Origin of the sequence: Mycolicibacterium aichiense (genome assembly GCF_010726245.1) — a bacterium.
GTDB lineage: Bacteria > Actinomycetota > Actinomycetes > Mycobacteriales > Mycobacteriaceae > Mycobacterium > Mycobacterium aichiense.
In genome coordinates, this window is sequence record NZ_AP022561.1 from 2253599 (window position 1) to 2267675 (window position 14077).

A 14077-nucleotide genomic window follows, 5' to 3' on the forward strand; every position below is an offset into this window, starting at 1 on the left:
GGCAGTTTCAGGCCGAGAGCGGCATGACTTCGACTGCGGAGTGGATCAACGATGATCGGTGGGGAACGTACGACGATTGTGGCCGCGACCTCCGAGGGGGGTGGCGCCGCATTGGACCAGGTAGTGGGCTTGTCCGTGGTGGCGGCGATCGTGACAGCGGTACTGCTGTGGATCGGCTACCAGCACCGCACCCAGCGCATCACCTGGTTGAAGAACATCGCCGAACGCGGCGGCAACAGGTTCAAGCGGCCGCCTTGGGTGGCGCTGAGCATCATGTTGTTCTCGGCGACGCTGATCTGTGCGCTGTTCGGATTCATCTGGGACGTCAGCCTGCACATCGGAAAGGGTCGTGATCCCGGACCGCTGGCCAACCCGGCGCACTACTTCATCCTCTTCGGATTGTTCCTGCTGTTCATCGCCGGAGTGCTGGCGGTCGTCCTGCCGTACGACAAGCCGGGCTCGGCCGCGGTACGGATCACCCGGCACTGGTATGCCCCGGTCGGCGGTCTGCTGATGGCCGGCTGCGGGCTGTACGCGTTGATCGGCTTCCCGCTCGACGATGTGTGGCACCGGATCTTCGGGCAGGACGTCACGCTCTGGGGACCCACGCATCTGATGCTGATCGGCGGCGCAGGCCTGTCTCTGGTCGCCGTGCTCTACCTCGAATACGAAGGGCGCCGCGCGATGGGCGCCGACGCACCCCCGGACAGCCGGTTCGTGAAGTTCCTGCAGTACCTGTCGTTCGGCGGTTTGGTGGTCGGTCTCTCGGTCTTCCAGATCGAATACGACTTCGGCGTCGAACAGTTCCGGTTGGTGTTGCAGCCGATGATGATCGGCGCGGCAGCCGCGATGGCACTTGTGGCCGCACGGCTGACCCTCGGCCGTGGGGCGGCCATCATCGCCGCACTCTTGGCGATCGGTCTGCGCGGGGGAGTCGCACTGGTCGTCGGCCCGATCCTTGGTGCTCCGCACAGCTGGTTCCCGCTGTACATCGGCTGTGCGGTAGTCGTCGAACTGCTCGCCCTCACACCACTGGTCGCGCGGCCCATCCTGTTCGGCGCCGTGGCCGGCCTGGGTGTGGGAACCGTCGGCCTGTGGCTGGAGTCGCTGTGGGTCGGGGCGGTGTACCACTACCCGTGGCCGACGAGCATGTGGCCCGAAGCGCTGGCGATGGCGGTCCCCGTCGCGATCATGATGGGCCTGTGCGGGGCGCTGCTGTCGATGGTTCTCAACGGGCAGCGACTGCCCCGGCCCGCTATCGGTGTCACCGTCGTGGTGGTGACGGTGCTGGCCATCGGTGGCGCAGTGTTCAACGGGCTGCGCACCGAGGTTCCGCAAAATGACACGGCCACAATCACATTGACCGATGCGCCGAATCCGCAGGGTCAGCGGATGGCCAACGCCGACGTGCGGATCAACCCGCCGGGCCTGGTTGGCGACGACCCGGAGTGGGTGACGATCCTGTCCTGGCAGGGCGGCTTGGCCAACGACCGCGGGCTGGTCGTGGATCGGCTCGACCGGGTCGGCCCGGGCCACTACCGGTCGACCCAGCCGGTTCCGATCTGGGGTCAGTGGAAAACCCTGCTGCGCGTGCAGGACGGCACGCTGATGGCCGGAGTCCCGATCTATCTGCCGGAAGACCCCGGCATCAACGCGCCTGCCGTGCCCGCGGAACTCAACAGCACCCGCCCGTTCGTCCCGGAAATCACGATCCTGCAGCGCGAGCGCAACCTCGACCACCCGACGTGGCTGTTCGCCGCCGGTGGTGTGGTGGTGCTGATCTGCACGCTGATTCTGATCGCCGCGCTGACATGGGGCGGCGGCCGGATCAACCGCACCGAAGAGGAGCCGGCCCACCTCGAGGAGCCGCGACCGACGGTGGGGCCGCAGGTGTGAGCGTCACGTACGGCGCCCACCACGCACTCGTGCTGGCACTGCCGGCACTGACCCCGGCTGTGGTCCTGGTGGGCGTGGTGTTGTTCATCGCCATCCGCGACCGCCGGCGCGGTGAGGCTGGGGTCGACTCTGAAGGGGACGAAAAGTGAAGGTGGCCAAGCTGATGACGGTCAGCGCCGTGCTGGCGACCGCGGTGGGGTGCAGTTCGGCCACGCCGCCGGTGCCGCAAGCCGCCGGCCCGGTCGTCGAGATCACCATCGCCAAAGGTGCGGTCACACCCACCAACGCGACACTGTCCGCCAAGGTGAACCAGCCGATCACCCTGCGGGTCACCAGCGACGCCGACGACGAACTGCACGTGCACTCCACCCCGGATCATGAGTTCGAAGTCAAACCCGCAGCGGACCAGGAATTCTCGTTCACCGTCAGCGTTCCGGGCAGCGTCGCGGTCGAACTGCACCACCTCGACCGAACGGTGGCGACCATCCAAGTCCAGCCGTGACCCAGCCGTCCGTGGCGGTGCTCGCACACGGCCTCGGTGGCTCCACCGATCTTCCGATCCCGTATTCGTACGCGCTGATCGGCGCGGCGTGGGCTTTGACGCTCACCTTTGCGGTGGTGGCGTTCGCTTGGCGGACACCGCGATTCGATCCTGACCGGCCGGGTCGTCCGCTGCCGGACTGGCTGACGCGGGCGGTCGATTCACAGATCAGCCGGGCTGTGGTCGCCGGGCTCGCATTGGCGCTGGCGATCTGGGTTGTCATCGCCGGCGTCGCCGGACCGCAGGACGGCCGCAACGCGCTGCCTGGCGCGTTCTATGTGTTGCTGTGGGTGGGCGTTCCGGCGTTGTCGGTGCTGATCGGACCGGTGTGGCGGGTGATCTCGCCGATCCGGACCGTTGTCCGGTTGATCCCGTCGCGCGCGCTGCGCGGCTATCCGGAGGCGCTCGGGTACTGGCCGGGCGCGCTGGGCCTGCTCGCGTTCGTCTGGCTGGAGCTGGCCAGCCCGAACCCGGGGTCGCTGACCGCGATCAAGATCTGGCTGGCCTGCTACGCCGTGATCGCGCTCGGCGGCGCACTGTTGTGCGGTCCGCGCTGGCTGTCCCGCGCCGACCCGTTCGACGTCTACAGCGTGGTGGCATCCCGGCTGGCGGTCTTCAGCCGTAACCGCGACAGCGGCGAGTTGGCCTGGGTCAACCCGTTCAACCATCTGCGGACACTGCCGGTTCGGCCGGGAACGCTTGCTGTACTGGCGGTTCTGCTGGGTTCGACCGCGTTCGACAGCTTTTCGGCGAGCCCGGACTGGCGAAACTTCGCCGACGGTCTCGGGGTCAGCCCGGCGGTGACGCGCAGCATCGGGCTGCTGGTGTTCGTGTCCGTCGTGGGGTTGAGTTTCTGGGGCGCGTCGCAGGCCACCGGAGGGATCGACCGCGCACGCCGGCGCGAGCTGCCCGGGCTGATGGCGCACTCGCTGATCCCGATCGTCGTCGGATATGTGTTCGCGCACTATCTTTCGTACCTCGTGGAGAAAGGGCAGCAGACGGTCATCGCGCTGTTCGGGCTCCACGACGTCGAGGTCGGCTATGTCCTGTCCGCTCACCCGGGCGTGCTGGCCAGCCTCAAGGTGTGCTTCGTGGTGGCCGGGCATATCGCGGGGGTGGTCGCCGCGCATGACGCGGCGATCCGGCTGCTGCCATCGGGTCACCAGATCACCGGACAACTGACGATGATGCTGACGATGGTGGCCTACACCTTCACCGGGTTGTATCTGCTTTTCGGTGGCTGACCCCGCCAATTTGTCGCGCGACGTTTAGCCGACGTCAACCTGGGCAGTCCCGCACTGCCGGGAGTTATGCCCATACTCGATGTCTCGGCGCGCGGCGCGGCGGTAGGAGGTCGTGATGATGTCACGCAATTGGATGATTCGGCGGATTCATCAGGCACTCGAACAGCACGGCGCGAAGTCCACGGCGGGTCTGTGGCGTCCGGCCTGGCAGAGCAACCCGGCAGCGGAGCGGCCGATCAGCTGGTGGCGCGCGCTGTAGCTAGCCGCCCGACCGTCCGTCGAGTTCGGCGAAAGCCTCCCGGGCGACCCGGAAACCGTCGACAGCTGCGGGCGCGCCGGCGTAGATCGCCACCTGCAACAGGATCTCGCGAATCTCCTCGCGGGTGACGCCGTTGGTGAGAGCCCCGCGCACATGGGTTTTCAGCTCGTGCGGGCGGTTCAGCACCGAGATCATCGCCAGGTTCAGCATGCTGCGGGTCTTGAGCGGCAGCTCCTCGCGGCCCCATACCGCACCCCAGCAGTATTCGGTCAGCAGATCCTGCAGCGGTTTGCTGAAGTCGTCGGCCTGCCGCTCGGCGTTGGCGACGTACTCCTCGCCGAGCACCGCGGCGCGGATCTGTCGTCCCTTGTCGTATGTTGCCTGGTCCATGGCGTCCATGATCGCACCGGATCAGGCGAGGACGGGCAGCACCAGCCGCGACGACGATCGCACGGTGTTGACACTGCTGGTGCCGACGCCGGCATGCCGGAAGTTCATGATCGCCGGGGTGTCCGGGTCCTGGTCGTCACTGGTGATCGTGATCTGGATGCAGTGGCCCGCGCCGAAGCGGCGGGCGTTGGGTACCAGGGGGATTCGGTACTCGACGTCGTCGCCGATCGGTATGGCCTGCGGGTGACGGCACGGCAGCACCGGTGCGCCTGGCCGGCTGGCGGCCTCGTCCACCTCGCGCAGACCGGCTCGCAGCCAGCCTGCCGTCACCGGCTCCGCGGTGCCGTCGGGGGAGACGTCGGACAGCGTGACGATCCACGCGGTGTCGGCGGCGGTGGCGGCCGCGATCAACCGCAACTCGATGTCGCCGACGACGTCGATTGCCGCGACCAGCGGCTGGCTGGTCCACGTCAGCATCGACGGGGGATCGATCGAGCTGGGTTTGGCCCGGCCCAGTCCACTGCCGAGCGCCATGAAATCCCGCGCGCCAGGGCTGGCTTCGTCATCGTCGAGGGTGCCGTCGGCGCGCAGGGCGAGTTCCCGGAATGTGCATGCCGGCGGCCAGGATTCCGCCGTGCGCCACCCGTCGGTGCCGGGCAGGACGTAGCGCACCGGCGGGCCGTCGAGGATGCCGGTGTCGCGGCCCTTGAGCCAATGGTCATACCAGGCAAGCGCTTCGATGTGCAGGCTTTCCCACGGCCAGGTCAGCCCGTACTCGCCGAGCATCCCGACGCGCACACACGGGCTGTTGGTCAGCCCGGCGTAGCTGGTGAACGTCGAGGGCAGGTGTAACGGTACGTTCTGCCAGTCGCAACCCAAATAAGCTGGGATATCGACCTTTTCGAGCAATGGCAGCAGGTTGCGCTCGTCCCACCAGGCGTCGCGCGTAGGGTGCTTGACCGCCGCGTCGAGCCACAGCTCGTCCCACGGGTGTGGGTCGTGCGGCAGTTTGAGCAGCCCGCGCATCATCGTCACGGCAGCCTCGCCGTTCATCGTCGCGAACTTGTGGTGCAGCCGCGGGGTGTTGAGCGCCCAACGGGCCGCACCCAGCGGACGGCTCCGCCAGAACGTATCGCTGCGGGCCGCGGTGAGTCCGAGCATCGACAGGAACGGCGTCACGAAAGACGCACTGAACATGCCGTGGTGCATCGCGGCCTCGTAGAGGTCTGCGGTGACGGCCACCGGGAAGATCGCCTTGAGATGCGGCGGCCGTTCGACGGCGGCCTCCAGCTGGGTCATCGCGAAATAGCTGATACCGATCATGCCGACGTTCCCGTCGCACCAGGGTTGCGCCGCTACCCATTCCACGAGGTCGTACAGGTCGCGGCGCTCCTGGGCGTCGAAGAATCCGAAGGTCCCGCCGGATCCGCCGGTGCCGCGCAGGTTGGCGATGACGTGGGTGTAGCCGCGCGGCACCCAGAAGTCGGTGGCGCCGGCCTCGATGAAGCCGGCTGGGGCGCCGAGGTCCTGGATCTGGCGCGGATAGGGCGACGCGGCGATCAGCGCGGGGAAGCGTCCGTCAGCGTCGGGGCGGTGGACGTCGGCGAGCAGCGTGACACCGTCGCGCATCGGGACCGCGATGTTGATGTCGGTGGTGATGTGGTGGTCCGGAGTGCTCAGGTTGCGGTAGTCCCGGCCGGTGGTCTGGGGCCCGTTGAGTGTGCGCTGACCCGGTTCGATGCCCGAAACGCTGGTGGTTGTCATCCCGATCCTTTTTCACGTCCTGTTGAGACTAGTTTCACGCTACGATGAAACTAGTCTCAACGCAATATGAAACCTGAGGTGATGCGGATGGCGAGGAACGCCACGACACCGGGACCCCGCGACGAGAAGGGCGTGCTCGCCGGCCGGATCGTCGGCGCCGCGCGCGACGAGTTCGCTCAACACGGTTCGGCAGGCACCACGATCCGGGCCGTGGCCAGGGCCGCCGACGTGGACCCGGCGCTGGTGTATCACTACTTCGGGTCCAAGGAAGGCCTGCTGGATGCGGCCACCAATCCACCGCAACGCTGGCTGGAAAGCGTGGCGCACACCTGGACCACACCGGTGCCACGGCTTGGCACCGCGCTGCTGCGGCTGATGCTGGGCGCGTGGGCCGACGACGAGATCGGCCCGGTGTTACGGGCGGTACTGCAGACCGCTGCGCACGAGCCGAGTACCCGCGAGAAGCTGCGCAGGGTGGTCGAGGGTCAGCTGATGGGCGTGTCTCAGCTGGGTGCCGACGAGGGGGACCGGTTGAAGCGCAGCGGGTTGATCTCGTCGCAGATCATGGGCTTGGCGATGATGCGCTACGTGTGGCGGATCGAACCGCTGGCGTCGATGAGCGATGACGAGATCGTCACCGCCGTCGCGCCGAACCTGCAGCGCTACGTCGACGGCGACTTGGGGGCGTAGCGCGGGTCAGCGCAGCCGCATCGGCAATGATGCCAGACCCCTCAGCTGAACAATCGGGCGCAGGCGCAGGCTGTTCCGGGGGACCGTGAGCTCGAGGTGGTCGAACCGCTGCAGCAATTGGGTGATCGCGATGCGGCCCTCCAAGCGCGCCAAGTGATGGCCGAGGCAGTAATGGTTGCCGGATGCGAAGGCAAGATGCTTGTTCGGCGAGCGAGAAAGGTCCAGTTGGTCGGCGTCGGGGAAAACGGACTCGTCTCGGTTGGCGGAGATGAGCATGCCGAAGACTCTGCTGCCCTTGGGAATTCGCGTTCCAGAAAACTCCAGGTCTTCCAGTGCCACCCGTGGTGCGCCCACGGCGACAGGCGCGGTGAATCGCAACAGTTCCTCGACACCGTGGTCGATCAAGTCGGGCTGTGCCCGCAACCTCGCGAGCTGATCGGGATGGTCGAGCAACGCCACGATGCTGTTGCCGATCAGATTGGACGTGGTGTCGTGCCCGGCGAGCAACAGCAGGAACATCATCGCGATCGCTTCGCGGTCGCTGAGCTTGTCACCGCCGTCTGTCGTGCGAACCAGTTGGGAGATGAGTCCGTCGTCGGGGTCGTCCCGACGTGCGTCCGCGAGGCGTTCGAAGAAAGCTGTCAGCTGTGCCGCGGCGTTGATCATCCCGATCAGACCCCGCGTTCCCTTGGACGAACTTTCGGTGAGTGTCAGGCACAGGTGGTGAAACTCCTCGAGCTCATGGTCTTTGACCCCGAGCAGCCGTGCGATAACCGTCAGCGGGAAGGGCACCGCGAAATCGCTGACCAGATCGACCTGGCCCGCTTGGGCCAACTGCTCGATGAGCTCGCGGGCGATGCCGGTGATGTCGTCGGTCAGGCCGGCCACGAGTTTCGGGGTGAATGCTTTGTGCACCAGTCTGCGCAACCGCTGATGCTCGGGATCGTCCTTGGTCGCCATCGTCTCGGTCAACAACCGGATCGGCTTGGGGATCAGCCAGCGTAGCCGCCCGATCCGATCGTTGCGCATCACATCGCTGGACAGTCTGGGGTCGGCATGCATGGCCAGGACGTCGTCGTACCGGGTCAGCATGTATCCCTTGGCCCTCATCCCGGTGGCCAGCGGCGCCCGCACGCGCGACACCGGGGCACTGCGACGTAACTCGGCGTACCGCGGGAAGGGATCGGTGAACATCAGGGGGTCGTCCAGATCGGTGAACGGTATCCGGTCCGCCTGCACAGTCATGCGCCCAATATCGCCCACACCCGCTCGTGTCGTGCCCGATTACGCAATCAAGAAATGCCGTTGCCTGATGACAGGCTTAGTCGACCGCGAGATCCATGACTCCTCCGCGGCGCGAGCCCTTCACCAGCCGCCCACCCAGCCGTCGAAGACCGCGTCCGGCTCGTTCTCCGGCGCTGACGACCGCCCCACGAGGAAGTCGAAGTCACACCCCTGATCGGCCTGCAGCACCCGTTCGACGTAGAGCGCGGTATAGCCGCGATGGTGCGGTGCAGGGGCAACGGGGAGTTCCGCGCGCCGCTTCGCCAGTTCGTCGTCAGTGACCAGGACATCGAGCCGGCCGGCGAGGGCGTCGAGCGCGATCACGTCCCCGTCGCGGACCAGCGCCAGCGGCCCGCCCACTGCTGATTCTGGGCTGACATGCAAAACGCACGTGCCGTAAGCGGTTCCGCTCATTCGGGCATCGGAGATCCGGACCATGTCGGTGACTCCTTGCGCGAGCAGCTTGCTGGGGATGGGCAGCTGTCCCCATTCCGGCATCCCGGGCGCTCCGCGGGGTCCGGCGCTGCGCAGCACCAGAACCGACTCGGCAGTCACCTCGAGATCGGGATCGTCGAAGCGACGCATCATGTCGGCCATGCTGTCGAAGACGACCGCCGGTCCGCGGTGCACCAGCAGGTCCGCGGTGGCGGCACTGCACTTGATCACCGCCCCATTAGGTGCGAGATTGCCCCGCACGACCGAAAGTCCTTGGGGCGGCTGGAACGGTGTGTTCAGGTTCGCGATCACCGTCGGATCGGTTCCGGCCCGGTCGGGCAGAGTGTCGGCGACCGTCTTGCCGGTGACCGTCAACGCCTCGGTGTGCAGCAACGGCTCGATCGCCTTCATCACGGCGGGAATCCCGCCGGCGTGGAAGACCTGCTCGACGAGATGCTGGCCGGCCGGACGCACATTGACCACCAATGGTGTGCGAGAGGACAACTCGTGAAATCGATCCAACGGCAGCTCGACGCCGGCCCGTCCGGCGATGGCCAGCAGGTGCACGACCGCGTTCGTGGATCCGCCGACGGCCAGCATCAGCGTGATCGCGTTGTCGAACGCTTCTGCGGTCAGCACCTGTGACGGCCGCAGACCCTCGGCGGCCAGACCGACCGCCCGAACGCCGACCATCTCGGCGACCTGGAGTCGCCGCGAGTCCATCGCGGGCACGGCCGCGGCCCCCGGCAGGGTCATCCCGAGCCCTTCGACCAAGGTCGCCATCGTCGAGGCGGTACCCATTTCCGGACAGTGGCCCTGCGATGGCCCCGCCGCAGATTCCAGCCGGTCGTACTCCGCCATCGGCATCCGGCCGGCCCGCACCTCGTCGATGTAGTGCCACAGATCGGTGCCGACTCCGAGTTGTTTGCCGTTGAACACCGCGGGAGATGCCGGGCCGCCGGTGAGCACGATCGCCGGCACGTCGGCGCTGGTGGCTCCCATCAGTTGGGCGGGCACCGTTTTGTCGCAACCACCCAGCAAGACGACCGCGTCGAAAGGGTAGGCGCGGATCGACTCCTCGACGTCCATCGCCATCAGGTTGCGGAACAGCATCGTCGTCGGCTTCATCAACTGCTCACCGAGTGAGATGGTGGGGAACTCGAGCGGAAAGCCGCCCGCCGCGAGCACACCACGCCGGACCGCGTCGGCCATGCCGCGAAAGTGCATGTTGCAGTTGACGACTTCAGACCAGGAGTTGCAGATGCCGACGATCGGCCGGCCGTCGACCGCCATCCGGGAGAATCCCGATGCCCGCATCGCCGACCGGTGCACGAAACCCGGGACATTCTGGCCGGCAAACCATTTGGAGCTCTTGAGCCGGTGCGGTGAGCTGGTCATCGGTCAGCCTCAGCGGACCCGCGCGGCATAGGCGGTGATCTTGCGCATCGCCGGTTGCCGGGCTGCCTGGTAGCTGAGCCAGCGGCCGGACTTGGTGGACATCAATCCGCCGACCAGCCGTTGCTGCCAGGGCGTCTTGTGCCCGTTGGTCCGAAGCCGAGACGGAGTCGTCACACCGTCGGCGTCGTCGAGAGCCACCTTGGCGGCGTTGTGTCCGCTGGCGCCCATCACCCCGCCGCCCGGATGGGTGCCGACACCGCAGAGGTAGTAGTTGCGTATCGGTGTGCGGTAGTCGGCCAACTCCGGCAGCGGCCGAGCCCCGAAGAGCTGGTCGAGCATCATGCTTCCGTGGAAGATGTTGCCGTCGGTGATCAGGTACTCGTTGTCCAGGTCGTCGGGGGTGATGATGACCCGATCCAGGATGTGGCCACGCAGATTTGGCGCGTAGCTGAACAGATCCTCCAGCACCAGGTCTGCCCACCGCTCCTTTTCCACCGCCCAGGTGGTGCCGGTGAGTTCCGAGGGGAGCTGCTGAATGCCGAGGGTCATCGTGTGTCGGCCCTTGGGCGCCAGCGAGTCGTCGGTAACCGACTGGATGACGGCCTCGATGACGAACGTGCTCGGGAAGGTGCCGCGGCGCTGCGCCTCGAACGCCTCCTCGAACGCCTCCCGGCTGGCACCGAGCAACTGATGTCCGTGGTGCTGTGGGCCTTCACTGGCGTCCGGGAACGGAAGGTACTGCGGCAGTTCGTCGATCAACAGGTGAATACGGGCCATCGAACCGCGGGTGTCGATGTTTTCCACCTCGTGCACCAGCTTCTGCGACAAAACACCGGGCTCGAGCAATCGCAGCAGTGAGCGCTTGGGGTCGGCGTTGGAGAAGATCTGGGAGCCGGTGATCACCGAGCCGTCCCGCAACCGAACGCCGGTGGCCACACCCCGCTCGACGAGCACCCTCTCGACCGGAGCAGACGTCCGGATCGTCGCACCGTAGTGGCGCGCCCCGGCAGCCAGCGCTTCGCTGATCGCCCCCATGCCGCCCCGGGCCATCCCGAATTGGCCGAAATTGCCGTCGAATTCGCCCCAGGAATGGTGCCCGTAGGTGTATGCGGTGCCTGGTGACGACGGACCACCGTAAATGGAGACCATGCCGAAGAAGGTGAGCATGCTCTTGAGCCGCTCGTCTTCGAAGTAGCGGTCTAAGAGATCGCGCACCGAAATCAAGGTGAACTCGTCGAACAGCTTCTGTTCGCCGGCGGCCTCGAAGGCGGCCAGAACCTCCGAGCGTTCGGGCGGCGACTTCAGCAGCCAGGGTGTGACCAGGCCGGCGAACTTCTGCAAGCGGACGCCGAAGTCGAGAAACGCCTGCGCGTCGCCCTTGTTCAGCTTCTCGATCTCGCGCAGCGTGCGGTCGGTCTCCTTCCACATGGTGATCGACGTACCGTCACGAAAGAGACTGAACGACAGCGCGTCTCCCTGGTAGAGCTCGAGGCCGAAGCGGGCGAGCTCGAGTTCGGCGATGATCTCCGGTCGTAACAAGCCTGCGATGAATGCGCAGGATGACCACTTGGAACCGGGTATGAGTTCCTCGGTGACGCACGCTCCGCCCACCACCTCGCGGGCTTCGAGCACCAATACGCGCTTGCCCGCTCTGGCGAGATAGTTGGCGGTGACGAGACCGTTGTGGCCGGCGCCGATCACGATGGCGTCATAGTCGGGTGACGTCGGCATGTCAGTTCTCCTTGGTCGGGTTTACGTGGCGGGTGAACAGCGTCGAAACGGTGTCCAGATCGACCAGTTCTGCAAATCTGCGAAGCACGGGCACGAACTCGGGTGCGTTGTCGCGCAACGATTCCCATTCCGGCCATGACCGCACGGTCATGATCTCGATGACGTCGACCTGCTGTCCGTCGCCTTCGACGAGGTACACCTCGAAGCTCTCGACGACGTCACAGGACAAGCACGTGGGTTGGTCGAGTTCGGCGGAGAAATCCTCGAATTGCGCGGCGGTAACGCCCGGCCGGAGGGAGAACATGTTGATGGCGGTGACCGTCCCCATCTCAGGCACCCGCCCGGCTGATCATCACATGCTTGATCTCGGTGTATTCCTCGAGCGCGTAGATCGACATGTCCTTGCCGTTGCCCGACTGCTTGAAGCCACCGTGTGGCATCTCCGGGGTGACCGGCAGGTGGTCGTTGACCCAGACCGTGCCGAACTGGAGGTCGCCGGTGACATCCATGGCCCGACCGAGATCATTGGTGAATACCGATGCCGCCAAGCCATATTCGGTGTCATTGGCCCACGCGACGACGTCGTCGTCATCGCCGAAGGTCGTCACCGACGTCACGGGGCCGAATACCTCCTTGGTGATGATTTCGTCCCCTTGTCGTGCCCCGACCACCACGGTCGGAGCGGTGTAGAACCCGACACCGGGGTTCGCGCCCTGGATGAGTTCGGTGTGCCCGGTGGCTTTGGCCCGCTCGACGAAACCCTCGACGCGGTCGCGGTGCGCGGCGGTGATGACCGGTCCCATGGCGGTGTTCTCGTCGGCCAGGTCGCCGAGATCCAGTGTCGTGACGGCCTTCTCGAGGCCGGCGACGAGTTCGTCATGCAGGGACTCGTGGACGTAGACGCGGGAAGCGGCCATGCAGTCCTGCCCGGAGTTGCAGAATGCGCCTTCCATGATCTTGTCCACTGCCAGCGCGACATCGGCGTCGGCGAACACGAGCACGGGCGCCTTGCCACCGAGTTCGAGGTGCAGACGCTTGAGGTTGGAGTCGGCCGATGCGTGCATCAGGGCGCGCCCGGTCGCGACCGATCCGGTCAGCGAGGACATCCGCACCCGCGGATGGGCGACGAGACTGGCGCCGACGTCACTGCCGTGCCCGGTCACGATATTGAACACGCCGGCGGGGAAAAGGTCTTGGGCCAACTCGGCCAGCCGCAGGACCGAGAACGGGGTGTGCTCGGAAGGCTTGAGCACCAGGGTGTTCCCGGTCATCAGCGCTGGCGAGATCTTCCAGATCGCCATCAGCAGCGGATAGTTCCAGGGCGCGACCGAACCGACCACGCCCAGTGGATCGCGGCGGATGATGCTGGTCTTACCCCGGACATACTCGGTGGCGGCCCGGCCCTCCACGGATCGAGCGGCGCCCGCGAAGAATCGCAGGTGATCGGCGATCATCCCCATTTCCTCCAGCGCGAGACCGATCGGCTTGCCGACATTGCGGGACTCGATCTCGGCCAGCGTGGACAGATCGGCCTCGACCCGGTCGGCCAGCGTCAGGAACGCCCGGGCCCGCTCACCCACCGGGGTTCGCGCCCAGCCGGGGAAAGCGGCTTCGGCGGCGGCGACGGCACGGTCGACGTCGGCGACTGTGCCGTGGGCGGTTTCGGCGAAGGTCTCACCGGTAGCCGGGGCGGGTACCGTGTCGACGGCGCCGTCCGAGGCGTCGGTCCAGGTTCCGTCGATGAACATCTGGCGGTGGAACGTCATGTCTTCTCCTGAAGTGTGGGTTTGACGAATTGGTGGTCGGCGTCCACCTCGACGCCGAGGTCGGTGCCGGACTCGTAGGCGGCTTGCCCCGCATGAGCGGCAATGGTCAGCAGCGCGCGGACTTCACCTTTCGAGATCTGTTGTTGGGCAATGGACATGTGGACCATCAGGCCCTCAACCACGACGTCGAGCAATCGGGCGGTCGGTCGCGGAAAGTGTTGTGCCAGTGCATCTTCTGCCAGAGTCATCCAGTGCTGGGTGACCTGCTTGGTCTGGGACCTGCGAACCGCGTCGCCGTAGAGCTCGTAGGTGATCGCCAGTTCGTGGGGATGACCTGCCAGGTCGTCGGTGACAGCCGCGACGATGCATTCGATGACGTCGTCGGGGGAGTCGCACGCCGCCAGCCGTGTCGCGAACCGATCGGCCAGCCTTGCCACATGAGTCTCGAAGGCGGCGTCAACGATGTCGGCGAGATTGGCGAAGTGGTAGGTGATCGATCCGAGTGGCACGTCGGCGGCGGTGCCGATGGCACGGTGAGTGATGCCCGCGACACCGTCGGCTGCCAGCACCTCCAGCGCGGCATCGATGATGCGCTGTCGGCGGTTGGGGTCGTGACGGCGCGTGCGCCGGGGAGCCTGAGCCATGCTGCCTCGCTTATAAGAACATTTGTACTTATCTG

General features: G+C 66.3%; 14 protein-coding genes. 6 read left to right on the plus strand and 8 right to left on the minus strand.

All coding sequences use genetic code 11. From position 1 onward, the window contains the following. Window positions 1–51 precede the first annotated feature (51 nt). From G6N32_RS10920 to G6N32_RS10935, 5 genes are all read left to right on the plus strand, one after another. Window positions 52–1896, plus strand: a complete 1845-nt coding sequence (locus tag G6N32_RS10920) for a hypothetical protein (protein WP_115319613.1) — start codon at window positions 52–54, stop codon at window positions 1894–1896. Then, entirely contained in the window at window positions 1893–2045 is a 153-nt protein-coding gene (locus G6N32_RS28460; protein ID WP_170310592.1) for a hypothetical protein, read from the plus strand. The genes G6N32_RS10920 and G6N32_RS28460 overlap by 4 nt, the downstream gene beginning before the upstream one ends. Before the next feature lie 14 nt (window positions 2046–2059). Continuing rightward, entirely contained in the window at window positions 2060–2398 is a 339-nt protein-coding gene (locus G6N32_RS10925) for a hypothetical protein (RefSeq protein ID WP_115321077.1), read from the plus strand. Next, window positions 2395–3681, plus strand: a complete 1287-nt coding sequence (locus tag G6N32_RS10930) for a hypothetical protein (RefSeq protein ID WP_163789219.1) — start codon at window positions 2395–2397, stop codon at window positions 3679–3681. Before G6N32_RS10925 ends, G6N32_RS10930 begins: the two co-directional genes overlap by 4 nt. Window positions 3682–3796: 115 nt before the next feature. Then, a complete protein-coding gene (locus G6N32_RS10935) occupies window positions 3797–3940 on the plus strand; it encodes a hypothetical protein (RefSeq protein ID WP_163789221.1) in 144 nt (47 codons plus the stop codon). Here the strand turns inward: G6N32_RS10935 and G6N32_RS10940 are convergent, their stop codons facing one another. Together G6N32_RS10940 and G6N32_RS10945 are read right to left on the minus strand one after the other, a co-directional pair. Further along, window positions 3941–4330 carry a carboxymuconolactone decarboxylase family protein gene (locus tag G6N32_RS10940; RefSeq protein WP_115321079.1) on the minus strand — a complete coding sequence of 130 codons (390 nt, stop codon included), beginning with the start codon at window positions 4328–4330 and terminating at the stop codon, window positions 3941–3943. 21 nt (window positions 4331–4351) lie between these two features. After that, window positions 4352–6094 carry a CocE/NonD family hydrolase gene (locus G6N32_RS10945; protein ID WP_115319614.1) on the minus strand — a complete coding sequence of 581 codons (1743 nt, stop codon included), beginning with the start codon at window positions 6092–6094 and terminating at the stop codon, window positions 4352–4354. Between the two features lie 87 nt (window positions 6095–6181). Here G6N32_RS10945 and G6N32_RS10950 point away from each other — a divergent pair, with 87 nt between their 5' ends. Next, window positions 6182–6784, plus strand: a complete 603-nt coding sequence (locus G6N32_RS10950) for a TetR/AcrR family transcriptional regulator (protein WP_172507280.1) — start codon at window positions 6182–6184, stop codon at window positions 6782–6784. 6 nt (window positions 6785–6790) lie between these two features. Here G6N32_RS10950 and G6N32_RS10955 read toward each other — a convergent pair whose 3' ends face one another. From G6N32_RS10955 to G6N32_RS10980, 6 genes are all read right to left on the minus strand, one after another. Next, window positions 6791–8029, minus strand: coding sequence for a cytochrome P450 family protein (locus G6N32_RS10955; RefSeq protein ID WP_115319615.1), 1239 nt, complete (start codon window positions 8027–8029; stop codon window positions 6791–6793). Window positions 8030–8149: 120 nt separating this feature from the next. Next, window positions 8150–9901, minus strand: coding sequence for a dihydroxy-acid dehydratase (locus G6N32_RS10960; protein ID WP_115319616.1), 1752 nt, complete (start codon window positions 9899–9901; stop codon window positions 8150–8152). A 9-nt stretch (window positions 9902–9910) separates the two neighbouring features. Then, window positions 9911–11632: a phytoene desaturase family protein gene (locus G6N32_RS10965; RefSeq protein ID WP_115319617.1), complete on the minus strand. Its 1722-nt coding sequence runs from the start codon at window positions 11630–11632 to the stop codon at window positions 9911–9913. 1 nt (window position 11633) lies between these two features. Continuing rightward, window positions 11634–11960 (minus strand): RedY/HapK family protein, encoded by a 327-nt coding sequence (locus G6N32_RS10970; protein WP_115319618.1) that lies wholly within the window; start codon window positions 11958–11960, stop codon window positions 11634–11636. 1 nt (window position 11961) lies between these two features. Next, window positions 11962–13398 (minus strand): aminobutyraldehyde dehydrogenase, encoded by a 1437-nt coding sequence (locus G6N32_RS10975; protein WP_115319619.1) that lies wholly within the window; start codon window positions 13396–13398, stop codon window positions 11962–11964. Further along, window positions 13395–14042, minus strand: coding sequence for a TetR/AcrR family transcriptional regulator (locus G6N32_RS10980; RefSeq protein ID WP_163789223.1), 648 nt, complete (start codon window positions 14040–14042; stop codon window positions 13395–13397). The genes G6N32_RS10975 and G6N32_RS10980 overlap by 4 nt, the downstream gene beginning before the upstream one ends. Between the last annotated feature and the right edge of the window lie 35 nt (window positions 14043–14077).